Below are 24,159 nucleotides of genomic sequence, written 5' to 3' on the forward strand. Positions count from 1 at the left end.
CCCGGTCCGGTGCCGGCTCAGTGGCCGGTCGCACCGCCGTTGTCCCGGCGGTCCAGGGCGCGCTGGAGGGCGGCGGCGGCGTTCTTGCGGTCGGACTCGCTCGTGCGGGGCACGTGGCGGACGCGGCGGACGGTCGTCTCGGCCATGGCAATCGACTCCTTCGGCAGACGCGGAGTACGGCGGTGTGGGGGCACGGCTCCTCCCGCTGCCTCATGGAGGCGTGGGAGGGGGACCCCGGAAAGGGGCGGGAAACGATGGCCGCAGGGGTTGCCTGCACGGGGCCCGGCTCACGACCGCCATTCGCTGGATGGAGCGAGACGTTCGGCTCCCTCCACGCTAAGGGAGCCGTCCGCGTCTGTCTGCATCATTACTCGGACTTCCTACTATCTGAGACGGCGCACCGACTCACCCCGCCCTGAACTGGGCGTTCGTGTGTTCAGGGGGTACGCGGTGAGGGTGCTGCGGGCACGGGGCTCACGGCGCCGGGCCCGGGTCGGCTCGGCGGTGCGGACGAGCCGGGGGCGGGGAGGCACGAGGCCGGTATCGCCCTGCCGGGGTCGCGCGGACCGCGTCCGTACCCGTGGAATGGGAACGGCCCGGGAGGCCCGACCAGATGTCGGGCCTCCCGGGCCGTGCTCGTGGGACCGTCAGCCCATGTGCGGGTAGGCGTAGTCGGTCGGCGGGACCAGGGTCTCCTTGATGGCCCGGGTCAGGGTCCAGCGCAGCAGGTTCTGCGGGGCGCCGGCCTTGTCGTTGGTGCCGGAGGCACGGCCGCCGCCGAAGGGCTGCTGGCCGACGACGGCGCCGGTCGACTTGTCGTTGATGTAGAAGTTGCCCGCGGCGAAGCGGAGCCTCTCCATCGTGTGGGCCGCGGCCGCCCGGTCGCCCGCGATGACCGAACCCGTGAGGGCGTAGTCCGACACCGACTCCATCTGGGTCAGCATCTCCTCGTACGCGTCGTCCTCGTAGACGTGCACGGCGAGGATCGGGCCGAAGTACTCGGTGGTGAAGACCTCGTTCTCCGGGTCGGTGCACTCGATGACGGTCGGACGGACGAAGTAGCCGACCGAGTCGTCGTAGCTGCCGCCGGCCACGACGGTGCAGGTCGGGTCCTGCTTGGCGCGGTCGATGGCCGCCTTGTTCTTGGCGAAGGACCGCTCGTCGATCACCGCGCCCATGAAGTTGGACAGGTCGGTGACGTCACCCATGGTCAGGTAGTCGACCTCGGCGGCGAACTCCTCCTTGAAGCCCGAGTTCCAGATGGAGGCCGGGATGTAGGCGCGGGAGGTGGCGCTGCACTTCTGGCCCTGGTACTCGAAGGCACCGCGGGTCAGGGCGGTCTTCAGGATCGCGCGGTCGGCGCTCGGGTGGGCGACCAGGAAGTCCTTGCCGCCGGTCTCGCCGACCAGGCGCGGGTAGGAGCGGTACTTCTCGATGTTGTTGCCGACCGTCTTCCACAGGTACTGGAAAGTCTTGGTCGAACCGGTGAAGTGGATGCCGGCGAGGTCGCGGTGCTCCAGGGCGACCTTGGAGACCTCGATGCCGTCGCCGGTGACGAGGTTGATGACGCCCTTGGGCAGGCCCGCCTCCTCCAGCAGCTGCATCAGCAGGACGGCGGCGTGGGTCTGCGTCGGGGACGGCTTCCACAGCACCACGTTGCCCATCAGGGCGGGCGCGGTGGGCAGGTTCGCCGCGATCGCCGAGAAGTTGAACGGCGTGATCGCGTAGACGAAGCCCTCCAGCGGGCGGTGGTCCAGGCGGTTCCAGACACCCGGGGAGTTCGCCGGAGGCTGCTCGGCGAGGATCTGGCGGGCGTAGTGCACGTTGAAGCGCCAGAAGTCGACCAGCTCGCAGGGGCTGTCGATCTCCGCCTGCTGGGCGGTCTTGGACTGGCCCAGCATGGTGGAGGCGGCGATCGTCTCGCGCCAGGGGCCGGCCAGCAGCTCGGCGGCGCGCAGGATGATCGCGGCGCGGTCGTCGAAGGCCATCGCGCGCCAGGCCGGGGCGGCGGCCAGGGCCGCGTCGATGGCGTCCTGCGCGTCCTGTTGGGTGGCGTTGCGCAGGGTGCCGATGACGGCCTTGTGGTTGTGCGGCTGGACGACCTGGATGGTCTCACCGCCGCCCATGCGCTTCTCGCCGCCGATGGTCATCGGCAGGTCGATCGGGTTGTCGGCCAGCTCCTTGAGCTTGACCTCCAGGCGGGCGCGCTCGGGCGAGCCGGGGGCGTAGCCGTGCACCGGCTCGTTGACGGGGGTGGGGACCTGGGTCACAGCGTCCATGAGATCCGTAACTCCTTGTACGTGAGCGGGTGTTCGGGCTCAGCCCTTGCTGACCATCGAGCGCAGGAAGAAGCGCAGGTTGGCGGGCTTCTCGGCGAGGCGGCGCATGAAGTAGCCGTACCAGTCGGTGCCGTAGGCGGTGTAGACGCGCATGCGGTGGCCCTCGGCGGCCAGCCGCAGGTGCTCCTCGCCCCGGATGCCGTACAGCATCTGGAACTCGTACTCGTCGAGCTTGCGGCCGGCCTTGTGGGCCAGCTCCTGGGCGATGGCGATCAGACGCGGGTCGTGGGACCCGATCATCGGATAGCCCTCGCCCTCCATGAGCGTCCTGAGGATGCGCACGTAGGCCTTGTCGATCTCGTGCTTCTGCTGGTAGGCGACCTCGGCGGGCTCCTTGTAGGCGCCCTTCACCAGGCGCACGCGGCTGCCGGACTCCGCGAGGCGGCGGGCGTCGGCCTCGGTGCGGAAGAGGTAGGCCTGGATGACGCAACCGGTCTGCGGGAAGTCCTTCCGCAGCTCCTCATGGATGGCGAACATCGAGTCGAGGGTGGTGTGGTCCTCGGCGTCGAGCGTCACGGTCGTCCCGATGGCGGCGGCGGCCTCGACGACCGGCCGGACGTTGGCCAGGGCCAGCTCGTGGCCGCCCTCCAGCGCTTGGCCGAACATGGACAGCTTGACCGACATCTCGACCTTCTCGCCCAGCTCCAGCCGCTCGAGGTGGCCGACCAGCGCCAGGTAGGCGTCCCGGGCGGCGGCGGCCTGCTCCGGGGTGGTGATGTCCTCGCCGACGACGTCCATCGTCAGCTCCAGGCCCTTGGCCGTGAGTTCTTCGATGATCGGGACGATGTCGGTGACGGTCTCGCCGGGGATGAACCGGTCGACGACCTGCTTGGTCACCGGGGCCGCCGAGATCAGACGACGCATCCGGTCGCTGCGCGACGCGGCGAGAATCACGGGACCCAGCACGGGGCACCTCCACAGACAAGCACCGAAACGGCCCTACCCGGCGATTCGGGTACGGCACGGAGAACCACCGTGAAACCTATGGATCCCTCCGATCCTGAGCCATCGACAGCTGTCACGCATCCGTGCACGGGTTCTCAGACAGGTGTATGAGGGCGGCCGGGGAATGGGGGAGAATGCCCGGGTGAAGGCCGATGCCGCATCCTTCGGAAGAATGGGTGACTACCAGGAGCTGGTGGACGAGATCTCCGAGCTGCTGGGGGTTCCGGCGACCCTGGAGAACCGCGACTTCGAGCTGATCGCGTTCGGCGCGTACGACAGCGACGACGAGCTGGACCCGTCCGCGCTGGACCCGGTCCGCACCCGTTCGATCCTGACCCGGCGCTCCACGGCGGCGGTCCGCACCTGGTTCGAGGGCTTCGGCATCACGCGCGCGACCGGGCCGGTACGCATCCCGCCGAGCCCGGAGGCCGGTGTGTACCGCGGCCGGATCTGCCTCCCCGTACGCCATCGGGGTGTCGTCCTCGGCTACGTCTGGCTGCTGGACGGCGACCCCGGGCCGACGGACGCCCAGCTGGCCGCCGCGCTGCGGGTGGCGGACCGGATCGGGGCGCTGCTCGCCGACGAGGCGGAGGCCGGGGCGGGGCTGAGCCGGGAGCTGCGGGCGGTGCTCACGGCCGAGCGCGGCTGGCAGCGGGACATGGCGGTGGCCGACCTGCGCACCGCCCTGGGCCCCCGCGCGGACGGCCCGCACACGCTGGTCTGCGTGGCACCCTGGCCCTCGGCCGACCCGGACGACGCCCCGGCCCCGCGTACGGTCCCGCACGCCACCGCCCTGTGCACGCTGCCCTGGGGACTGACCGGGCTGACCCTCGCGGTGCTGGTGCGGCTGCGGACGACGGCTGTGCCGACGCCGGCGCTGACGGCGGCGGCACGGCTGCTGAGGGACGCCGAGGGCGCGGGAGGAGCGAAGGCGCGGGGAGCGGGGGCGCGTACGGCCGCCGCCGTGGCCGCACGGCAGCCGGGGCCTGCCGCCCCCGCCGGGACCGCGGGCACCGCAGGGGCCGCAGCCGCCGGGGCCGGCCGGGTGTCCGGGTTCGCCGCCGGGGCGCGGTGCGCCGCCGGGATCGGCGAGCCCCGCACCGGTCTCGCCGAGCTGGGCACGGTCTGGCAGGAGGCGCGGGCCGCCGCGCGCGCCGCGCTGGCCGAGCCGCGGTTCGCGCCGATCGCGGAGTGGGGGCGCATCGGGCCGTACCGGCTGCTGACCGCGCTGCCCCCCGAGGCCGCGTACGACCCCGTGGCCGGCCCGCTGCTCTCCCCCGCCCACCGGGAGCTGGCCCGCACCGCGGAGGTCTACCTGGACTGCGCGGGACAGGCCGGCCGCACCGCCGCCGAGCTGGGCATCCACCGCCAGACGCTGTACTACCGCCTGTCCCGCGTGGAGCAGCTGACCGGGCTCGACCTGGACGACGGGGAGGACCGGCTGCTGCTGCACATGACGTTGAAACGGGCGCGGCTGTGACCGCGGGTCAGTGCTGCGCGGCCTGCCGCATGACGCGCCTGAGCCCCTCGGTGAGCTGCTCCGCGGTGGTCGCCGAACCGGGGTCGAAGAGCCACTGGACCATGAGGCCGTTGAGAAGGGTCTGGTAGAGGCGGCCCTCGCTGTCCGTGGTCTCCTGGTCGATCTCCGTCTCCGGCACGCCGCTGAAGAGTGCCACGAGCCCTGTTCTGCCCTCCTCCTGCGCCTCGGCCAGCAGCTTGCGCACCTCCGCGACCCGTTCGTCCTGGAACATCAGCTCGAAGCTGAGCAGCCAGATGGCACGTGACTCGGGGACGGTGCGCAGGACGCTCGCCCACATCTCCTGGAAGCGCGCCAGCGATCCCGGGGGCTGGGTGGCCTCCCCGCCGAGGCCCGGGCCGAAGCCCTCGCCGACCCTTTCGAGCAGGGAGACATAGGCCCGGGTGAGGAGCGCGTCCTTCGACCCGTAGTGGTAGCCGATCGAGGCCAGATTCGTCCCCGACTCCTTGACGATGTCGCGCGCCGTCGTCCGCGCGAAGCCCTTCTCCAGCAGGCAGCGCTTGGCGCCTTCGAGCAGATCCTCACGGTGTCCCATGTCCGCCAGCCTAACGGCCATCCATACATCCGTCCTAGACGACTGACTTATACAACTGTTCTAGACAGACGTTTAATACAGCCGTACATTCCTCGGCATGACGAACTCGACGAGCACCACCGTCCCCGTCGGCGCCGAACGCGCCCCCGTCCGCGCCGGACGCCGCGAGTGGACCGCGCTCGGGGTGCTGATGCTGCCGCTGCTGCTGGTCTCGATGGACGTGTCGGTCCTCTACTTCGCGGCCCCCGCCATCAGCGCCGACCTGCACCCCACCGGCACCCAGCAACTGTGGATCTTCGACATCTACGGCTTCGTCCTGGCCGGCCTGCTGATGACGATGGGCTCGCTCGGCGACCGCGTCGGCAGCCGCAAGCTGCTCCTGACCGGGGCCGCCGCCTTCGGCGCGGCCTCCCTGCTCGCGGCCTGCGCGAACAGCGCCGGGACCCTGATCGCGGCCCGCGCGCTCCTCGGCGTCGGCGGCGCGACCCTCATGCCGTCCACGATGGCCCTGCTGCGCACGATGTTCACCGACCCCGCCCAGCGGGCCAAGGCCATCGGCCTGTGGTCCGGAGTGATGACCGGCGGGGTCGCCCTCGGCTCGGTGATGAGCGGCGTCCTGGTCGAGCACTTCTGGTGGGGCTCGGTCTTCCTGGTCAACCTGCCCGCGATGGGGCTGCTGCTGGTCCTCGGCCCGGTCCTGCTGCCGGAGACGCGTAATCACCGGGCCGGCCGCTTCGACCTGGCGAGCGTGCCCCTGTCGATGGCCGCCGTACTGCCGGTGGTCTACGGCCTCAAGGAGATCCCGTCCGAGGGCTGGCACCTGCGCTACGTCGTCCCGGTCGTCGCCGGCCTGTTCTTCGCGGCGCTCTTCGTCCGGCGCCAGCGCACCGGCGCCTCCCCGCTGGTCCCGCCGGCCCTCTTCCGGGGCCGCGGTTTCACCCCGTCGCTGGTCCTGACCCTGGTGTCCGCGTTCGGGATGATGGGCTCCGCCATCTTCACCACGCAGTACCTCCAGTCGGTCCTCGGCAAGAGCCCGCTGGCGGCGGCTCTGTGGAGCCTGCTCCCGTCGGTGCTCATCGGGGCCGCCGGGCCCCTGACCACCGCGCTCGTCCAGCGGGGCGTCCACCGCGGCTACGTCGTCACCGCCGGCTTCGCGGTCAGCGCGGCCGGGTACGCCCTGCTCGCCCTCACCGGCACCGACTCCCTGTGGCTGGTCCTGGCCGCGGCCGGCGTCCTCGCCTGCGGCGTGGTCATGGTGCTGTCCCAGCTGACCGACCTGGCCATGAGCGGCGTCCCGGCGGAACAGGCGGGCACGGCGTCCGCCCTGCTGGAGACCGGCACCGAGTTCGGCGGGGCGCTCGGCATGGCGGTCCTCGGCTCCATCGGGACGGCCGTCTACCGCCACGCCATGCCGGACACGGCCCCGGCCGAGGCCCGCGAGACCCTGGGCGGCGCCCTCACCGCGGCCGCCCGGCTGCCGGGCCGGCCCGGCGCGTCCCTGCTCGCCACCGCCCGGGAGGCGTTCACCGGCGGAATGCACGGCGTGGCGGTCGCCGGAGCGGTGCTGCTGGCGCTCGCGGCGGTCGGCGCCGCACTGGCCCTGCGGACGACCGGCGGCGACCGGTAGCGGATACGCGGAACGCCGGGCGGGCCGATGGAAGTCGGCCCGCCCGGCGTCCGTCGTGTGCTCAGACCAGGTTCACGGACCGGGCCGAGGCCGCCCCGATCTCCGCGGCCAGCTCGGCCAGCACGCCGGGGGCCACCGTGTCGTCCACGGTGAGCACCGCCAGCGCCTCGCCGCCCACCGCCGCACGCGCGACCTGCATGCCGGCGATGTTGATGCCGGCCTCCCCGAGGACCCGGCCGACGGTGCCGACGACACCCGGACGGTCCTCGTAGCGCAGGACGACCATGTGGTCGGCGAGCGCGAGGTCGACGTCGTACTCGCCGACCGCGACGATCTTCTGTACGTGCTTCGGGCCGGCCAGCGTGCCGGAGACCGACACCTCCTCGCCGGTGCCCAGCGTGCCGCGCACCGTCACCACGTTGCGGTGGTCGGCCGACTCGGAGCTGGTGGTCAGGCGCACCTCGACACCGCGCTCCTGCGCGAACAGCGGCGCGTTGACGTACGACACCGTCTCGTCGACGACGTCCTCGAAGACACCCTTGAGCGCGGACAGCTCCAGCACCTTCACGTCGTGCTGGGTGATCTCGCCGTAGACCTCGACGTCGAGGCGGACGGCGACCTCGCCGGCCAGCGCGGTGAAGATACGGCCCAGACGCTCGGCGAGCGGCAGGCCCGGCTTGACGTCCTCGGCGATGACACCGCCCTGGACGTTCACCGCGTCCGGCACCAGCTCACCGGCGAGCGCGAGCCGCACCGACCTGGCCACCGCGATGCCCGCCTTCTCCTGGGCCTCGTCGGTGGAGGCGCCGAGGTGCGGGGTGCACACGACCTGGTCCAGCTCGAACAGCGGGGAGTCCGTGCAGGGCTCCTTGGCGTACACGTCGAGGCCGGCGCCGGCGACCCGGCCCTCCTTCAGCGCCGCGTACAGCGCCGCCTCGTCGACGATGCCGCCGCGCGCGGCGTTGACGACACGCACGCTCGGCTTGACCTTGCGCAGCGCCTCGTCGCCGATCAGGCCGAGGGTCTCGGGGGTCTTGGGCAGGTGGACGGTGATGAAGTCGGAGACCTCCAGCAGCTCGTCCAGCGACAGCACCTTGACACCCATCTGCGCGGCCCGCGCGGGCTGCACGTAGGGGTCGTAGGCGACGACCTTCATGCCGAAGGCGGACATGCGCTGCGCGACGAGGGCGCCGATGCGGCCCAGGCCCACGACACCCAGCGTCTTCTCGGCCAGCTCGACACCCGTGTACTTGCTGCGCTTCCACTCGCCGTTCTTCAGGGCGGTGTTGGCCTGCGGGATGTTGCGGGCGGTCGCGAGGATGAGACCGCAGGCCAGCTCGGCCGCGGTCACGATGTTGGAGGTGGGGGCGTTGACGACCATCACGCCGGCCTTGGTGGCGGCGGAGACGTCGACGTTGTCCAGGCCGACGCCGGCACGCGCGACGACCTTCAGTTTCTTCGCGGCGGCGATGGCCTCGGCGTCGACCTTGGTGGCCGAACGGATGAGGATCGCGTCCACGTCGGCGATGGCCGGAAGCAGCTCGGAGCGGTCCGCTCCGTTGCAGTGCCTGATCTCGAAGTCCGGACCGAGTGCGTCGACGGTGGCAGGCGACAGCTCCTCAGCGATGAGTACCGTGGCTTTTTTACTGGGGTACGAGCTCACGTGAGTCCTCACAGGTGCGATGCGGACGGCCGTCCCGACGGCCGCAGGCGGTGGAGGGGGGCTAGCCGCGGAAGACGCACGACGCTGTGGGCCTGACGCGTGTTGTGCAGAAGTCTAGTGGCGTGCCGGGAACCGGATTGCGCCTCCGCGGAAGGATCACCCGTCCGTGGCAGGACACGGCGGACAACAGGGGCCGGAGCGTCCGCCCCGGCCCCTGTCCCGAGGCTTACGCCTCCTCGTCCACCCAGCTCATCAGCTTGCGCAGCTTCTTGCCAGTGGTCTCCAGCAGGTGCTCGGAGTCCTGCTGCTTGTACTCGTTGTACTTCTTCAGACCGCCGTGGTACTCGTCCATCCAGGCGCGGGCGAAGGTGCCGTCCTGGATCTCGGCGAGGACCTTCTTCATCTCGGCCTTGGTGGCGTCGGTGATGATGCGCGGACCGGTGACGTAGTCCCCCCACTCGGCGGTCTCGGAGATGGACCAGCGCATCTTCTCCAGGCCGCCCTCGTACATGAGGTCCACGATCAGCTTCAGCTCGTGCAGGCACTCGAAGTAGGCGATCTCCGGCTGGTAGCCGGCCTCGGTCAGGGTCTCGAAGCCCGCCTTGACCAGCGCGGCCGTGCCACCGCACAGCACGGCCTGCTCACCGAACAGGTCGGTCTCGGTCTCTTCGGTGAAGGTCGTCTTGATGACGCCGGCGCGGGTGCCGCCGATGCCCTTGGCGTAGGACAGCGCGAGGGCGAAGGCGTTGCCGGAGGCGTCCTGCTCGACGGCGGCGATGCAGGGCACGCCGCGGCCCTCCTCGTACTGGCGGCGGACCAGGTGGCCCGGGCCCTTCGGGGCCACCATGCAGACGTCCACGCCCGCCGGGGGCTTGATGAAGCCGTAGCGGATGTTCAGACCGTGGCCGAAGAACAGCGCGTCGCCGTCCTTCAGGTTCGGGGCGATGGACTCGTCGTAGACCTGGGCCTGGAGGGGATCCGGGACCAGGATCATGATGACGTCGGCCTCGGCGGCGGCCTCGGCCGGGGTCACCACGCGCAGGCCCTGCTCCTCGGCCTTGGCCTTGGACTTCGAGCCCTCGTGCAGGCCGACACGCACGTCGACACCGGAGTCACGGAGCGACAGCGCGTGGGCGTGACCCTGGCTGCCGTAGCCGATGACCGCGACCTTGCGGCCCTGGATGATGGACAGGTCGGCGTCGGCGTCGTAGAACAGCTCGGCCACTTTGGGTTCTCTCCTTGTGTGCGGGTGATGCGTCCCACCGTATGACGGTGGGCGGGACAGAAGTTTCGGGGTCTCGGTATACGGGCGGCGGCGTGGCGCGCCGGCCGCCCGTCCGGGTCCCTACGCGGTCCGGTCGAGCGCGCGCAGCGAGCGGTCCGTGATCGAACGGGCGCCGCGGCCGATCGCGATCGTGCCGGACTGGACGAGCTCCTTGATGCCGTACGGCTCCAGCATCTTGAGCATGGCGGACAGCTTCTCGCCGGAGCCGGTGGCCTCGATCGTCACCGCCTCCGGGGAGACGTCCACGGTCTTGGCGCGGAACAGCTGGACGATCTCCACGATCTGGGACCGGGTCTCGTTGTCGGCGCGGACCTTCACCAGGACCAGTTCGCGCTGGACGGCCTGGCCGGGCTCCAGCTCGACGATCTTCAGCACGTTGACGAGCTTGTTGAGCTGCTTGGTGACCTGCTCCAGCGGCAGCTCCTCGACACCCACCACGATGGTGATGCGGGAGATGTCGGGGTGCTCGGTGACACCGACCGCGAGCGAGTCGATGTTGAAGCCGCGGCGGGAGAACAGGGCGGCGATGCGGGCGAGGATGCCCGGCGTGTTCTCCACCAGGACGGAGAGCGTGTGCTTGGACATGTCTTCTTACGTCTCTCTCGCTCAGTCGTCTTCGTTGTCGCCGAAGTCGGGGCGGACGTCCCGGGCGGCCATGATCTCGTCGTTGGAGGTACCGGCGGCGACCATCGGCCAGACCATCGCGTCCTCGTGGACGATGAAGTCGACGACGACCGGGCGGTCGGTGATGGCGTTCGCCTCCGCGATGACCCGGTCCAGGTCCTCGGGGCGCTCGCAGCGCAGCCCCACGCAGCCCATCGCCTCGGACAGCTTCACGAAGTCCGGCACGCGCGTGCCCCGGGCCTGCGGGTTGATGTCGTCGGGGCCGCTGTGCAGCACGGTGTTGGAGTAGCGCTGGTTGTAGAAGAGGGTCTGCCACTGGCGGACCATCCCGAGGGCGCCGTTGTTGATGACGGCGACCTTGATGGGGATGTTGTTCAGGGCGCAGGTGGTCAGTTCCTGGTTGGTCATCTGGAAGCAGCCGTCGCCGTCGATCGCCCAGACCGTCCGCTCCGGCACGCCGGCCTTGGCGCCCATGGCGGCCGGGACCGCGTAGCCCATCGTGCCGGCGCCGCCGGAGTTCAGCCAGGTGGCGGGGCGCTCGTACTGGACGAAGTGCGCGGCCCACATCTGGTGCTGGCCGACGCCCGCGGCGAAGACCGTGCCCTCCGGCGCCAGCTGCCCGATGCGCTCGATCACCTGCTGCGGGGAGAGCGAGCCGTCCTCGGGCAGGTCGTAGCCGAGCGGGTAGGTCTCGCGCCAGCGGTTCAGGTCGCTCCACCAGGCGGTGTAGTCGCCCTGGTGGCCCTCGCTGTGCTCCTTCTGGACCGCCTGGACCAGGTCGGCGATGACCTCGCGGGCGTCACCGACGATCGGCACGTCGGCGGTGCGGTTCTTGCCGATCTCCGCCGGGTCGATGTCGGCGTGGACGATCTTGGCGTACGGCGCGAAGCTGTCCAGCTTGCCGGTGACGCGGTCGTCGAAGCGGGCGCCCAGGGCCACGATCAGGTCGGCCTTCTGCAGCGCGGTGACCGCGGCGACGCTGCCGTGCATGCCGGGCATGCCCACGTGCAGCGGGTGGCTGTCGGGGAACGCGCCGAGCGCCATCAGCGTCGTGGTGACCGGCGCCCCGGTCAGCTCGGCGAGGACCTTCAGCTCGGCCGTGGCCCCGGCCTTGAGGACACCGCCGCCGACGTACAGCACGGGCCGCCTGGCGGCGGTGATCAGCTTGGCCGCCTCGCGGATCTGCTTGGCGTGCGGCTTGGTCACCGGGCGGTAGCCGGGCAGGTCCATGGTGGGCGGCCAGGAGAAGACCGTCTTCGCCTGCAGGGCGTCCTTGGCGATGTCGACCAGGACCGGGCCCGGGCGGCCGGTGGAGGCGATGTGGAACGCCTGCGCGATGACCCGCGGGATGTCCTCGGCCTTGGTGACGAGGAAGTTGTGCTTGGTGATCGGCATGGTGATGCCGACGATGTCCGCCTCCTGGAAGGCGTCGGTGCCGATCGCCTTGGAGGCGACCTGTCCCGTGATCGCCACGAGCGGCACCGAGTCCATGTGCGCGTCGGCGATGGGCGTGACCAGGTTGGTGGCGCCCGGTCCCGAGGTCGCCATGCAGACACCGACCCGGCCGGTGGCCTGCGCGTAGCCGGTGGCCGCGTGGCCGGCGCCCTGCTCGTGCCGGACCAGCACGTGGCGCACCCGGGTGGAGTCCATCAGCGGGTCGTACGCGGGGAGGATCGCGCCGCCGGGAATGCCGAACACCGTGTCCGCGCCGACCTCCTCGAGGGAGCGGATGAGGGACTGCGCACCCGTGACGTGCTCGACGGGGGCGGAGTGTCCTCCGGAACGGGGCCGCGGCTGCGGATGGTGGGCCCCGGTGGCCTGCTCGGTCATCGGCATTCTCTTCTCGATGCTGAGGGTTTTTGCGAGGTTCGGGCGGAGTTCGGGCGCTGCACGAACGGTGCTCGTGCAACAAAAAACCCCTCGTGCCGCAAGGCAAGCGAGGGGAGCGCGCCGGGTGTGGTCGCTGGGGATTCCGGATCGTCCTCCGGTGGGTCCCAGCTCAGCCGACGCGCTGTCCAAGTACGAGAATTCGGGTGCGCATGGCACTGACCCTCCCCCCGGCACGCACCACGTGTCAAGTAGGTGGGACGGGAGTCTCAGAATGTGAACAGAGGGTGCGGTCGCCTCCGCGGACCGCGGCCGCACCCTCCGTGTACCTCTCCGTACCCCGCCCCGGGAGCCGTTCACCTCCCGGGCGCGGCGGACGGCTCGCGCACACCGCCCGCGAACGCCGGTTCCGCGGGGGCGTGCGGGACCGGATAGTGACCGGAACCGAGCGCCCGGCGCAGGCGGAGCTCGTCCAGCGCGCCGGCGAACGCCATGCCCTGGCCGTGCGTGCAGCCCATCGCGCGCAGCGCGACCACCTGCTCCGGCAGGTCCACGCCCTCGGCGACCGACTGGAGCCCGAGGTCCCCCGCGATCCGCAGCAGACCACTGGTGATCTTGTGCAGCCGCGCGGACTCGACCACGCCCTCGACCAGGCCGCGGTCGAGCTTGAGGATGTCCACGGGCAGCCTGCGCAGCGCCGTGATGGCCGCGTAGCCGCTGCCGAGGCCGTCCAGCGCGATCCGCACCCCCAGCCGGCTGAGCGCGGTCAGCCGGCGCTCCAGCTCGTCCAGGGAGACCCGCGGGTCGGTGTCGGACAGCTCCAGGACCAGCGCCCCGGGCGGCAGCCCGTGCCGGGTGAGCAGCGCTTCGACGGAGCCGAGCGGAGTGGAGCGGTCGAGTAGACGCCGGGCGCTCATCCGGACGGCGACCGGGACGGCGGCCCCGGTGCCGGCCCGCTCGGCGGCCCGCTCCACGGCCTCGTGCAGGACCCAGCGGTCCAGCTCGGCCACCTTGTCGCCGTCCTCCGCCACCCGCAGGAACTCGGCCGGGGTGAACAGCACCCCCTGCGAGGAGCGCCAGCGCGCCTGCGCGGAGACCGCCGTGATCCTGCCGTTCTGGAGGCACACCACCGGCTGGTGCAGCAGCGCGAACTCACCGTCGTGCAGCGCGGCGCGCAGCCGGGTGGCCAGCTCCGCCTTGCGGACGACGTCCTGCTGCATCTGCGGTCTGTACAGCTCGACCCGGCCCTTGCCGGCCGATTTCGCGCGGTACATCGCCAGGTCGGCGTTGCGCAGCAGCTCACCCGCGCCGAGGCCCGGCTCGGCGAAGGCGACACCGATGGAGGCGTTGACCCGGACATCGTTGCCGCCGATGGCGTACGGCTGGGAGAGGGTCAACCGGAGGCGGTCGGCCAGTTCCAGGATGTTCCGTTCCCTGGCCGCCCGGTCCCTGGTGCCGTCCCCGACGATCAGGGCCGCGAACTCGTCGCCGCCCAGCCGGGAGGCGGTGTCCCCCTGCCGGACCGCGTCCTGGAGCCGGCGGGCGGCCTGCACCAGCAGCTCGTCCCCGGCCTGGTGGCCGATCGTGTCGTTGACGGCCTTGAAGCCGTCCAGGTCGATGAAGAGCACCGCCGTACCGCGCAGGGCGGCGCCCCGGTCGGTGGCGCGGCGGCCGGACAGGGCCTGCTGGACCCGCTTGGTGAACAGCGCGCGGTTGGGCAGGTCGGTCAGCGGGTCGTGCTCGGCGTTGTGCTGCAACTGCGCCTGGAGGCGCACCCGCTCGGTCACGTCCCGGCTGTTGAAGATCAGTCCGCCGTGGTGCCGGTTGACGGTGGACTCGACGTTGAGCCAGCCGCCGGCGCCCGACCGGAACCGGCACTCGATGCGCGTGGTCGGCTCCTCGACCGGGCTGGCGGCGAGGAAGCGGCGCACCTCGTGCACCACGCAGCCCAGGTCCTCCGGGTGGATCAGGCTCGCCAGCTCACTGCCGACCAGGTCCTCGGCGGGCCGGCCGTACACCCCGGCGGCGGCCGGTGAGACGTACCGGAGGATGCCGTTGGGCGCGGCGATCATGATGACGTCGCTGGACCCCTGCACCAGGGAGCGGAAGTGGTTCTCCTTCTGCGCGAGCTCCTGGGTGAGGGTGATGTTGTCCAGCAGCATGATGCCCTGGCGGATGACGAGTGCCAGCACCACGCAGCCCGCGGTGATCAGCACGACGTGGTCGGGCCTGCGGCCGTTCAGGACGTTGTACAGGATGCCCAGGGTGCAGACGGCGGCGGCGAGGTACGGGGTGAGCGCGGCGAGGGAGCCGGTGATCGGCCGGCCGGCCGGATAGCGGCAGTGCTCGCCGCCCGGGGCGGGCGGGGACACCGGGTGGTGGGCCGCGCCACGCTGCCCGGGGACGTGCTCGTGGACCACGCGCGTGTGTCCGTCCGGCACGCGCGTCCCCGGGCCGCCGGACGGCCGCCGGGGGGTGGCCCAGGGCGCGTACGCCAGCAGCAGGGAGCCGGCGAACCAGCCGGCGTCCAGCAGCTGTCCCGAGCGGTAGCTGCTGTGCAGCAGCGGCGAGGTGAACAGCGCGTCGCACATGACGGTCAGGGCGAGCGCGCCGATCGCGGTGTTCACCGCCGTACGGTTGCCCGGGGCGCGGCGGAAGTGCAGCGCGAGGACCATGCTGACGAGCGCGATGTCCAGCAGCGGGTACGCCAGCGACAGCGCGGCGTGGGACACGCTCGAACCGTCGAACCTGGCCGTCTGGGCGAGCGCGAGGCTCCACGAGAGGGTGAGCAGGGAGCCGCCGATCAGCCAGGCGTCCAGGCCCAGACAGATCCAGCCCGCCCGGCTGGCAGGCCGCTTGGCGAGGACCAGCAGACCCACGATGGCGGGCGGCGCGAAGCACAGGAAGAACAGGTCGGCGTAGCTGGGGCTGGGCACGTCCACGTCCAGGACGACCTCGTACCACCCCCAGACGGCGTTGCCCAGTGCCGTCATCGTCGCGGAGAGGGCGAACAGCAGCCAGGCGGACCGGAAGCGCACGCGCGGGCCGCGGGCGTAGAGGAAGCAGGAGACGGCGGCGGTGCCGGCCGCCGCGCTGAGCCCGAAGTCGCCCATGACGTCCGCGGCCGCCTTCGTGCCCCAGCCGGACGCGGCGCCGACGGCATAGGCCGCGCAGACCAGGGCGAGAACGAGCTGCTCCACCAGGCGGGCACTCTCACCGGGGGCCGGCCGCCGGGGCGGCGGCTGGTACGGGTGCGGTGCGCGCACGGCTTCGTCCCGGGTGCTCGTCACCGAGGGCGGGGCGCTCACCGGGGCCTCCCGGTGAGCGTCGTCCCCGGGTCCCGACGGTCCCGGTGCGCCGGACGGGCGTGCCTGCGACGGCCGCCGGGCCGGCACTGCTGGTACGTGTGGTGGGTGTGGTGGCCGCGCCTGCGCGAGGCCGTCCGCCAGGGTCGCCGTCGACGGCCCCGCCGCGTCGGATCGTTGGTCCATAGGCCGTGCATCGCCCGTCGCCCCCCTCACAAATCTGAAATGTCCATCCCCCGCGCCGAACGGTCAGCGGCGCAGCCCCTGTCGGGACGATACACCAGGATCGTCACTCAGGGACATAGTTCCTCTACGCTCCGTGACGACCAGCGGATATGCCGGTACAGCCCGCGTCCGAAAGGTTGCGGAGGGTGCCGGAAGCGGGTTACCGCCCGGTTGATCCCGCGCTGCCGTCCCCCGTCGTAAGGATCACGTTCCGCAGCGGCCGGTGGTTCACGAACCGGGTCAACTGGTCGGCGAGCAGCCGCCGGGCGCGCGGCAGGAAGGCCGAGGACGGGCCGCCCACATGCGGGCTGATCAGCACGCCCGGCGCCTGCCACAGCGGATGGCCCGGCGGCAGCGGCTCGGGGTCGGTCACGTCCAGGGCGGCGCTGATCCGGCCCGTCTCCACCTCCGCGAGCAGGGCCTCCGTGTCGACGACGGGTCCGCGCGCGACGTTCACGAGCAGCGCGCCGTCCTTCATCCGGGCGAGGAAACCGGCGTTGACGAGCCCCCGGGTGGCCTCCGTGAGCGGGGTGCAGAGGATCACGACATCCGCGTCCGGCAGCAGCGAGGGCAGATCGGTGATCGGGTGCACGGGACCGCGCGCCGTGGTGCGCTGGGAGCGCGCGACGCGCGCCACCCGCGCGACCTCGAAGGGCGCGAGCCGGTCCTCGACGGCGGCACCGATGGATCCGTAGCCGACGATGAGGACGTTCCTGTCGGCGAGCGCGGGGTGGAAGCCGCTCTCCCAACGCTCCCGCTGCTGGGCGCGGACGAAGCCGGGGATGCCGCGCAGCGCGGCAAGGGTCAGCGTGAGGGCCAGTTCGGCCGTGCTCGTCTCGTGCACACCGCGCGCGTTGCACAACTGGACGCCCGGCGCGATGTCCGCCAGCCGGGCGGTGATGTCGTCGACGCCGGCGGTGAGCGTCTGGATGACCCGGACGCCGGTCAGCTGCGCCAGCGGGCGGACCCTGACGGGATACGGCCTCATGTACGGCACCACGTACACCGCGCACCGGGCCGGGTCGCCGGGAAACGGCTGCTCACCGTCCTCGCCCCCGTCCCAGTACAGGTACCGGGGCCCCTCGGGAAGCCCCTCGATCCCGTCGGGCGGAAGGGGCAGCCACACGTCTGAAGTCATGCCAGGAGGCTATGTCAGGCACGCGCGCGTGCAGAGGTTAGGTTGGTGGCCGGGCAGAGGGAGGGTCACGAGCAGGTGGAGCGCAGGACGATCGGCGCGGGGGCACTCGCGGTGGGGGCCGTCGGACTCGGGTGCATGCCGATGAGCTGGGCGTACAGCGGATCCCGGCGGCGGGGCGACGAGTCGCTCAGAACCGTGCACCGGGCGCTCGACCTGGGCTGCGACCTCCTGGACACCGCGGACATGTACGGCCCGTTCACCAACGAGCTGCTGCTGGGCCGGGCGCTCAAGGAGCGGCGCCGGGACGCGTTCGTGTCCACGAAAGCGGGCCTGCTGGTGGGCGACCAGCACCTCGTGGCCAACGGCCGTCCCGGCTATGTGAAGCGGGCCTGCGACGCCTCGCTGCGGCGGTTGCAGACGGACGTGATCGACCTGTACCAGCTGCACCGCGCCGACCCCGAGGTGCCCGTCGAGGAGACCTGGGGCGCGATGGCGGACCTGGTGCGCGCCGGGAAGGTACGGGCGCTGGGCCTGTGCGCGATGGGGGTGCGCGGCGGGCGCCGCCCCGGTGCCGGGCTGTACGACACCACGCTGCGGCAGTTGCGGCGGGTGCAGCAGGTGTTCCCGGTGAGCGCGGTGCAGGCGGAGCTGTCGGTGTGGTCGCCGCAGGCGCTTCAGGCGCTGCTGCCGTGGTGCGAGGCGCGCGGCGTGGGCCTGCTGGCGGCGATGCCGCTCGGCAACGGCTTCCTGACCGGCACGCTCACGCCGGGGCAGGGTTTCGAACCGGATGACGTACGGGCCCGTCACCCCCGGTTCACGGCCGAGATGATGGCGGCGAACCAGCCGATCGTCGCGGGCCTGCGCCGGATCGCCCGCCGGTACGGCGACGACGTCACCCCGGCCCAGGTGGCCCTGGCCTGGGTGCTGGCGCAGGGCCGCCATGTGATCGCCCTGCCGGGCACCAAGCGGGAACGCTGGGCGGCGGAGAACGCGGCGGCGGGCGGACTGCGGCTGACCGGGGAGGACCTGGCGGAGGTGTCCCGGCTGCCGCCGGCACAGGAGTCGTGGGACTGACGTTCCCGCCATGGGCCACCGGGGAGCGGGAACCCGGGAGGGCGCGGGCGGGCAGAGAGGGAGAGCGTGCCGCCGGACCGCCGTGTCGAAGGGACCATGATCGTGCAACGTCGAGCTGTGACGGCCGTGCTGGCCGCGGCCTCCCTCCTGCTGGCAGCCGGCTGCTCCGCCGGCGGAGCCGGGCCGACGCCGGGCGACGGACGTACGGCGACGGGCGCGGCGCCCGGTGCCTCCTCGCCGCGAACCGCCTTCCCCGCGCCCCCGGCCAAGGGCTCGGTGAAGGTACTGCGCACGGTGGCCGAGGGCCTGAAGACCCCATGGGGACTGGCGCCGCTGCCCGGCGGCGATCTGCTGGTCTCCTCCCGTGACGAGGGCACGATCCTCCGGATCGACCGGCGGACGGGCCGGAAGACGGAACTGGGCACGGTCTCCGGGGTCGCGCCGGCCGGCGAGGGCGGCCTGCTGGGCATCGCCCTCTCCCCCGACTACGCCGCGGACCGCATGATCTACGCGTACTTCACGTCGGCCTCGGACAACCGCGTCGTCCGCATGCGCTACGACGAGCGGAGGCCGGCCGGTGAACAACTCGGCGCTCCGGACACGGTGTTCAAGGGCATCCCCAAGGGCTTCATCCACAACGGCGGCCGGATCGCCTTCGGCCCGGACGGCATGCTGTACGCGGGCACCGGCGAGAGCGGGCGGCGGGGCCTGGCACAGGACAAGAAGTCCCTGGGCGGAAAGATCCTGCGCATGACCCCGGACGGCGAACCGGCGCCCGGCAACCCATTCCCCGGCTCCGTGGTGTACTCCTACGGCCACCGCAACGTCCAGGGCCTGGCCTGGGACCGCCGACAGCGTCTGTTCGCCTCCGAGTTCGGCCAGGACACCTGGGACGAGCTGAACGCGATCAGGCCCGGCGGCGACTACGGCTGGCCCGTCGCCGAGGGCAGGTCCGCCAAGCCGGGGTTCCTCGACCCGGTCGCCCAGTGGCACACCGACGACGCCTCCCCCAGCGGCATCGCCGCCGTCGGCGGGGTGGTCTGGATGGCGGCCCTGAAGGGCCAGCGGCTGTGGCGGGTCCCGCTGCGCGGCACGACGGCGTCGGCCGCCCCCCAGGCGTTCCTCACGGGCGTCTACGGCCGCCTTCGTACGGTGGTGCCGGCGGGCGGCGACCGGATCTGGCTGATGACGAGCAACACGGACGGCCGCGGCACCCCGAAGAAGGGCGACGACCGCCTGCTGGAGGCCCGGGTCCGGTAGCCCCCACCAGCCCGGTCACTGCTCGTCCGGCGCTGTTCCGGCGGGCGGGGGCGGCGAGTCGGAGGGCGGAGGGCTGCGGCTCGGCGGGCCGAGGGCCGTGGCGGGCCGCGGCTCGGCGGTCGGGTCAGGCGGACGGCTCGGCCGCTTCCGGCCCCGCCGCTTCCGGCCCCGCCGGTTTGGGCCCCGTCGGTTTGGGCTCGGGCAGGCGTATGAGTGCCTTTCCGGACGTGAGGTCTATGGGGCCTCGGCCGGGGTCGTTGTCGCCGGCTTCCTCGCGGGTCAGCGCGAGCCGGTTCTGTTCGTCCCGGGTGTGCTTGCGGCCGGGTGCGAACAGGTCGTCGAAGGCCTCGAACACGGCTCCCCCTCTCTGCCGGTCATCTCCGGCACAGGTCTCAGCCCCGCGCCTCGGCGGCCAGGGGCTCGGTGGCGAACAGTCCCAGCCGGTGCGCCACCGCCGCCGCCTCGCCCCGGCCCGAGACACCGAGCTTGCCGAGGATGTGGGAGACGTGGACGCTCGCGGTCTTCGGGGAGATGAACAGCTCCTGCGCGATCTGGCGGTTGGTGCGGCCGGCCGCGACCAGGCCGAGGACGTCCCGCTCCCGGCTGGTGAGGCCGAGTGCCGCGACCGGGTCGGCCGGGACGGCGTCCTGCCGGGGCGCCCGCGTCAGGCTGAGGCGGGCGCGCTGGGCGAGCCGGGCGACGGCGTCGGCCAGCGGACGGGCGTCCAGGTGGGCGGCGACCGCCGCGGCCAGCCGGAGCAGCTCCACCGCGCGGTCGCGCTCGTCCTCGCCGCCCTCGGCCAGCAGCGCCCCGGCGAGACGGTGGCGGACCCGGCCGAGGTCGTAGGGGCGGTCCAGGCACTCGAAGGCGGCGACGACCGGCGACCAGGTGCCGGCGGTGTCCCGGCCCCGCGCGCGCAGCAGTTCGGCGCGGGTCCACCGGCCGTAGGCCTGCCAGAGGGGGACGCCGGTGGTGAGCGTGCCCACGGCCGTAGAGAGGCGGTCGAGGAACTCGGCGCGGCCGGGCTGGGCGGCGGGCAGGGAGCGGGCGTCGGCCTCGGCGGTGGCGGCGGCCAGCAGCAGCGGCCATCCGTAGCGGTGGGTGCCGGGCGGCAGGCCGGCGTCCAGGGCCTGGAGCAGCGCGGCGCGGGCGTCGGCGAGACGGCCCTCCGCGGCGGCGAGACCGACGGTGATCCGGGCCAGCGGCAGCGACTGCTGGGGAATCGGGTCGTGGGTGCCGTACCGGGCGCGGGCGGCGGCGTGCTGCCGGGCTGTTTCGGCGAGGTCACCCCGGGCCAGGGCGAGGTGGGCCAGACGCAGGGCACCCGCGCCCCGGGGCTTGGCGCTGTGACCGACCCGGGTCGCGTGGGCGGCGGCCTCGGCGGCCTCCGTCCAGCGGCCGAGCGAGTACAGCGCGTCGGACAGGTTGCCCCACACCCAGGCCTCGGAGTCCAGCAGCCCGTACCGCCGGCAGAAGTCGACGCCCTCGCGCAGCAGGGGGGCGGCCTCCCGGTCCCGGCCGATGCTCTGCAACGCGGACGGCAGGTTGACGTAGGCGCGGCCAGCGACCGGGTGCATGCCCTCCGCCCGGGTCTCCCGCAGGACCTGCCGCATCTGCGCCAGGCCGGTCTCGGGATCGCCGGAGTCGACGATCAGGCCGCCCAGGGTGAGGCGGGCGTGCAGTTCGGTCTCACGGGCGCCCACCATCCGCGCGTACTCCACGGCCCGCTCGGCGGCGGCGAACGCCTCGGGGCCGGGCCGGTGCTGCATCGACCAGTTGGCGGCGACCGCCAGCACCTCGGCGTGCACCTCGGACGGCGGCAGACCGCGTACCAGGTCCTGCGCGGTGGCCAGTTCGTGCCGGCCGTCGCCGCGTGCCTGGGCCTGCACGAGCCGGGAGCGCTGCACCCAGAACCAGGCGGCGCGCAGGGGGTCCGGCTCGTCGTCCAGGAGACTCAGGGCCCGCTTGGTTATCTTCAGGGCGCGTTCCCGCTCGCCGCCGAAGCGGCCGGCCACGGCGGCCTCGGCCATCAGGTCGAGATAGCGCAGGGGGGTGGTGGCCGGGTCGCAGCCGCACGGAGGGTACGCCTCGGTGCAGTCGACGGGGCGCAGGGCTCGGCGCACTTCCCGCGGGGCGCCGTCCCACAGCTCCATCGCCCGCTCCAGCAGGCCCAGCTGCTCGGTGTAGGCGTGCCGGCGACGGGCCACGACGGATGCGGCGAGGACGGCGGGCAGGGCCTTCGCGGCGTCGCGCGCGTGGTACCAGTAACTGGCCAGGCGCATCACCCGGGCGTCGGCCGGGACGAGCCCGGGGTCGGCCTCCAGGGCCTCGGCGTAACGGCGGTTGAGCCGGGAGCGTTCGCCGGGCAGCAGGTCGTCGGCGACGGCCTCGCGGACCAGGGAGTGCCGGAAGCGGTAGCCGTCGCCGGCCCGGGTGACGGTGAGGATGTTGGCGCCGACGGCGGCCCGCAGCGCCTCGATGAGGTCGTCCTCGGAGAGCTGGACCACGGCGGCGATCAGCCGGTACTCCACCGTGGAGCCGCCCTCGGCGACGACGCGGGTGACCCGCTGGGCGCTCTCGGGCAGGGCCTCGACCCGGACCAGCAGCAGATCGCGCAGGGAGTCGGTGAGGCCGGCGCAGCCGCCCTGGCGGCCGGCGACGGCGAGTTCCTCGATGAAGAAGGCGTTGCCGTCGGAGCGGTCGTAGATCTCGTCGACCTGGGCGGGGTCGGGTTCGGCGGCGAGGATGCCGGCGATCTGACGGCAGGCCTCGTCGCGGGTGAAGCGGGCCAGCTCGATACGGCGGACGGTGCGCAGCCGGTCAAGCTCGGCGAGCAGGGGGCGCAGCGGGTGGCGGCGGTGGATGTCGTCGGAGCGGTAGGTGGCGAGGACCAGGAGCCGGCCGGCGCGCAGGGTGCGGAAGAGGTAGGCGAGGAGGTGGCGGGTGGAGGCGTCGGCCCAGTGCAGGTCCTCAAGGACGAGCACGACGGTGTGTGCGGCGGCGACCCGCTCCAGCAGCCGGGCGGTCAGCTCGAACAGGCGGGCCATGCCCTGCTCGTCGTGACGGCCGGCACCGGCCTCGCCGAGGTCGGGCAGCAACCGGGCCAGCTCCTCCTCCTGGCCCGCCGCCGCGGCGGCGAACTCCTCGGGCAGGGCGTCTCTCAGGGCGCGCAGCGCGGTGGAGAAGGGAGCGAACGGCAGTCCGTCGGCACCGACCTCCACGCAGCCGCCGACGGCGACGACGGCATGACGGCGGGCGGCGGCCGTGGCGAACTCCTCGACGAGGCGGGTCTTGCCGACGCCCGCCTCACCGCCGAGCAGCAGCGCCTGCGGCTCGGCCTCGGCGGCACGGGCGAGCGCGTCTTGCAGCGTGCCCAGCTCGTCGGTGCGGCCGACGAACACGGGACTGACGAACCAGGTCTCCACGGGCCCGAGCATCGCACGGGGCCGGTGCGGCCGGGCACCGGTTTTCCACACCCCCGATGCGATGGTCGTACCGGCAGGGGGAGGCGGCGTACCGGTGGGCGAAAAGGACGCACCGGCAGCCCGGGGAGTCGTACCGGCGGTCCCGGCAGCGGTCGCAGCAGCCGTACCGGCCGTCCCATGAGCCGTACCGCCGGCCCGAGGAGGCGTACCGGTGGCCGGAAGGGGCCCGCTGCCGCACCGGGCAGCCGTACGTCCCGGGCCGGCGGGGCGTGGGCGGCCGACCCCCGTGCGGTCGCCCTCCGCCCGCGTCGTCACGCGGTGCGCGGCAGCCGGGTCCGGCGGGGCCGCTCGGTATGGGACTCGGCGGCCGGGGCGTCGTGGCGGGCGGCGCGGCGGGCGCGGACGACCTCGCGGGCCAGGCGGTCCCGCTGGGCCTGGCGGCGCAGTTCTGCGGACCGGATGCGTTGCAGTTCCAGCTCGTACACGGCGGATCCTTCGGTGCGGGCGGTGTCGTGCGTCGCGTTCTGCGACGGACTCCACCCTCGTCCCCGCAGGGGGCGTGCCACATCGGGGAAGTTCCGCATCTTCGGCCGGCCGGCGGGGCCGCACGCGCGCGTAAGGGGCCTTAGGACGCCCGTGCGGCGCGCACGGTCGTCCTAAGGCCCCTGGGGATCCGCCGGGATTCAGCCGGCCGAGGGCAGGCCGAGCAGGGCGTCGGAATACTTCAGGACGGCCAGGAGCAGTCCGATGACGCCGAGCGAGACGCCCGCCCAGGCGACCGACCTGGTCCAGGCGGCCTGCGGGCGGCCGGGGACGCCGAACGCGGGGCGGGCCAGCACCACGACACCGGTGAACAGCGCGGCCAGGGCGAACAGACCGGCCCACAGGGCGGTGGTGTGCCAGGCGTCGCCGTAGACCTCCTTGAGCTGGCGGGACACACTCGCCGCGGACGACGTCCGCAGCTGGCCGACGAGCTGCTCGCGGGCGGAGGCGACGGTGCCGATCCAGCCGCCGCTGAGCGAGACGAGGCCCAGCGCGGCGGAGACGACGGCCCCCGCGCCCTGGCCGACCCCGGAGGGCGCCCGGTCAGCGGCGGCCTCGGCCTTGGTCCCGTGCCCGTCCTCCCCGGACGGCGCCCCGTGCGCGCCCTCCTCCTGCGCGTCGCGCACCTCGGCGTCCCGCTTCGCGGCCTCCGTGCTGCCGGGAGCCGGCGCGTCCCCGGCCTGCGTGTTCCCGGAAGTCTGCGCCCGCCCGGCGGTTCCGGCCGCCGCCGTGGTCGTCTCGTCGTCCGTGCGCGCCCCGGGGCCGGCCTCGGCGCCTTCCGATGTCTTCGTTGCCATGCCCGGCACC

The 24,159-nt window shown here is 72.9% G+C and carries 17 protein-coding genes and 1 pseudogene; 4 read left to right on the forward strand and 14 right to left on the reverse strand.

Annotated features, from left to right (window positions below; translation table 11 throughout):
* Nucleotides 1–17: 17 nt before the first annotated feature.
* The 3 genes from ACGFT1_RS19365 to ACGFT1_RS19375 all read right to left on the reverse strand — a co-directional run bounded on the left by ACGFT1_RS19365 (nt 18) and on the right by ACGFT1_RS19375 (nt 3,245).
* The gene (locus tag ACGFT1_RS19365) at nt 18–146 is read right to left on the reverse strand and encodes a hypothetical protein (protein WP_121786747.1); all 129 of its coding nucleotides are present in this window, start codon (nt 144–146) and stop codon (nt 18–20) included.
* A 501-nt stretch (nt 147–647) separates the two neighbouring features.
* Entirely contained in the window at nt 648–2,279 is a 1,632-nt protein-coding gene (gene pruA, locus ACGFT1_RS19370) for an L-glutamate gamma-semialdehyde dehydrogenase (protein WP_373910176.1), read from the reverse strand.
* A 39-nt stretch (nt 2,280–2,318) separates the two neighbouring features.
* On the reverse strand, nt 2,319–3,245 hold the full coding sequence (locus tag ACGFT1_RS19375; protein ID WP_373910177.1) for a proline dehydrogenase family protein: 927 nt from the start codon (nt 3,243–3,245) through the stop codon (nt 2,319–2,321).
* A 163-nt stretch (nt 3,246–3,408) separates the two neighbouring features.
* On the opposite strand from ACGFT1_RS19375, the gene ACGFT1_RS19380 reads away from it, so the two are divergent.
* Nucleotides 3,409–4,764, forward strand: coding sequence for a PucR family transcriptional regulator (locus ACGFT1_RS19380; protein ID WP_373910178.1), 1,356 nt, complete (start codon nt 3,409–3,411; stop codon nt 4,762–4,764).
* Between the two features lie 7 nt (nt 4,765–4,771).
* Here ACGFT1_RS19380 and ACGFT1_RS19385 read toward each other — a convergent pair whose 3' ends face one another.
* Nucleotides 4,772–5,356 carry a TetR/AcrR family transcriptional regulator gene (locus tag ACGFT1_RS19385; protein ID WP_373910179.1) on the reverse strand — a complete coding sequence of 195 codons (585 nt, stop codon included), beginning with the start codon at nt 5,354–5,356 and terminating at the stop codon, nt 4,772–4,774.
* A 97-nt stretch (nt 5,357–5,453) separates the two neighbouring features.
* On the opposite strand from ACGFT1_RS19385, the gene ACGFT1_RS19390 reads away from it, so the two are divergent.
* Complete coding sequence (locus tag ACGFT1_RS19390; protein ID WP_373910180.1) at nt 5,454–6,983, forward strand: MFS transporter; 1,530 nt, start codon at nt 5,454–5,456, stop codon at nt 6,981–6,983.
* Between the two features lie 61 nt (nt 6,984–7,044).
* On the opposite strand, the gene serA is transcribed toward ACGFT1_RS19390, so the two are convergent.
* From serA to ACGFT1_RS19420, 6 genes and pseudogenes are all read right to left on the reverse strand, one after another.
* Nucleotides 7,045–8,646 carry a phosphoglycerate dehydrogenase gene (gene serA, locus ACGFT1_RS19395; protein ID WP_356824372.1) on the reverse strand — a complete coding sequence of 534 codons (1,602 nt, stop codon included), beginning with the start codon at nt 8,644–8,646 and terminating at the stop codon, nt 7,045–7,047.
* A 226-nt stretch (nt 8,647–8,872) separates the two neighbouring features.
* Entirely contained in the window at nt 8,873–9,871 is a 999-nt protein-coding gene (gene ilvC, locus ACGFT1_RS19400; RefSeq protein WP_373910181.1) for a ketol-acid reductoisomerase, read from the reverse strand.
* A gap of 120 nt (nt 9,872–9,991) precedes the next feature.
* On the reverse strand, nt 9,992–10,516 hold the full coding sequence (gene ilvN / locus ACGFT1_RS19405; protein ID WP_121786755.1) for an acetolactate synthase small subunit: 525 nt from the start codon (nt 10,514–10,516) through the stop codon (nt 9,992–9,994).
* A gap of 21 nt (nt 10,517–10,537) precedes the next feature.
* Nucleotides 10,538–12,385 (reverse strand): acetolactate synthase large subunit, encoded by a 1,848-nt coding sequence (locus ACGFT1_RS19410; RefSeq protein WP_373910182.1) that lies wholly within the window; start codon nt 12,383–12,385, stop codon nt 10,538–10,540.
* 244 nt (nt 12,386–12,629) lie between these two features.
* Nucleotides 12,630–15,873: pseudogene (locus tag ACGFT1_RS19415) on the reverse strand (putative bifunctional diguanylate cyclase/phosphodiesterase).
* 199 nt (nt 15,874–16,072) lie between these two features.
* The gene (locus ACGFT1_RS19420; RefSeq protein WP_373910183.1) at nt 16,073–17,050 is read right to left on the reverse strand and encodes a 2-hydroxyacid dehydrogenase; all 978 of its coding nucleotides are present in this window, start codon (nt 17,048–17,050) and stop codon (nt 16,073–16,075) included.
* A 75-nt stretch (nt 17,051–17,125) separates the two neighbouring features.
* On the opposite strand from ACGFT1_RS19420, the gene ACGFT1_RS19425 reads away from it, so the two are divergent.
* Together ACGFT1_RS19425 and ACGFT1_RS19430 are read left to right on the forward strand one after the other, a co-directional pair.
* Entirely contained in the window at nt 17,126–18,124 is a 999-nt protein-coding gene (locus tag ACGFT1_RS19425; protein WP_373910441.1) for an aldo/keto reductase, read from the forward strand.
* 96 nt (nt 18,125–18,220) lie between these two features.
* Nucleotides 18,221–19,384, forward strand: coding sequence for a sorbosone dehydrogenase family protein (locus ACGFT1_RS19430; RefSeq protein ID WP_373910184.1), 1,164 nt, complete (start codon nt 18,221–18,223; stop codon nt 19,382–19,384).
* 124 nt (nt 19,385–19,508) lie between these two features.
* On the opposite strand, the gene ACGFT1_RS19435 is transcribed toward ACGFT1_RS19430, so the two are convergent.
* The 4 genes from ACGFT1_RS19435 to ACGFT1_RS19450 all read right to left on the reverse strand — a co-directional run bounded on the left by ACGFT1_RS19435 (nt 19,509) and on the right by ACGFT1_RS19450 (nt 24,149).
* A complete protein-coding gene (locus ACGFT1_RS19435) occupies nt 19,509–19,739 on the reverse strand; it encodes a DUF6191 domain-containing protein (RefSeq protein ID WP_373910185.1) in 231 nt (76 codons plus the stop codon).
* A gap of 37 nt (nt 19,740–19,776) precedes the next feature.
* Nucleotides 19,777–22,821 carry an AAA family ATPase gene (locus tag ACGFT1_RS19440; RefSeq protein WP_373910186.1) on the reverse strand — a complete coding sequence of 1,015 codons (3,045 nt, stop codon included), beginning with the start codon at nt 22,819–22,821 and terminating at the stop codon, nt 19,777–19,779.
* A 299-nt stretch (nt 22,822–23,120) separates the two neighbouring features.
* Nucleotides 23,121–23,294 (reverse strand): hypothetical protein, encoded by a 174-nt coding sequence (locus ACGFT1_RS19445; protein ID WP_373910187.1) that lies wholly within the window; start codon nt 23,292–23,294, stop codon nt 23,121–23,123.
* A 198-nt stretch (nt 23,295–23,492) separates the two neighbouring features.
* Nucleotides 23,493–24,149 (reverse strand): hypothetical protein, encoded by a 657-nt coding sequence (locus ACGFT1_RS19450; RefSeq protein WP_373910188.1) that lies wholly within the window; start codon nt 24,147–24,149, stop codon nt 23,493–23,495.
* Nucleotides 24,150–24,159: the final 10 nt, after the last annotated feature.

Origin of the sequence: Streptomyces sp. Y20, assembly GCF_043195475.1 — a bacterium.
Classification (GTDB): Bacteria; Actinomycetota; Actinomycetes; order Streptomycetales; family Streptomycetaceae; genus Streptomyces.

Coding starts and splice junctions, on each gene's coding strand:
- ACGFT1_RS19430 (WP_373910184.1), top strand. CDS start 18,221: ATGATCGTGCAACGTCGAGCTGTGACGGCCGTGCTGGCCGCGGCCTCC.
- ACGFT1_RS19440 (WP_373910186.1), bottom strand. CDS start 22,821: ATGCTCGGGCCCGTGGAGACCTGGTTCGTCAGTCCCGTGTTCGTCGGC.
- ACGFT1_RS19385 (WP_373910179.1), bottom strand. CDS start 5,356: ATGGGACACCGTGAGGATCTGCTCGAAGGCGCCAAGCGCTGCCTGCTG.
- ilvN (WP_121786755.1), bottom strand. CDS start 10,516: ATGTCCAAGCACACGCTCTCCGTCCTGGTGGAGAACACGCCGGGCATC.
- ACGFT1_RS19365 (WP_121786747.1), bottom strand. CDS start 146: ATGGCCGAGACGACCGTCCGCCGCGTCCGCCACGTGCCCCGCACGAGC.
- ACGFT1_RS19420 (WP_373910183.1), bottom strand. CDS start 17,050: ATGACTTCAGACGTGTGGCTGCCCCTTCCGCCCGACGGGATCGAGGGG.
- ACGFT1_RS19390 (WP_373910180.1), top strand. CDS start 5,454: ATGACGAACTCGACGAGCACCACCGTCCCCGTCGGCGCCGAACGCGCC.
- ACGFT1_RS19380 (WP_373910178.1), top strand. CDS start 3,409: ATGGGGGAGAATGCCCGGGTGAAGGCCGATGCCGCATCCTTCGGAAGA.
- ACGFT1_RS19450 (WP_373910188.1), bottom strand. CDS start 24,149: ATGGCAACGAAGACATCGGAAGGCGCCGAGGCCGGCCCCGGGGCGCGC.
- ACGFT1_RS19410 (WP_373910182.1), bottom strand. CDS start 12,385: ATGACCGAGCAGGCCACCGGGGCCCACCATCCGCAGCCGCGGCCCCGT.
- pruA (WP_373910176.1), bottom strand. CDS start 2,279: ATGGACGCTGTGACCCAGGTCCCCACCCCCGTCAACGAGCCGGTGCAC.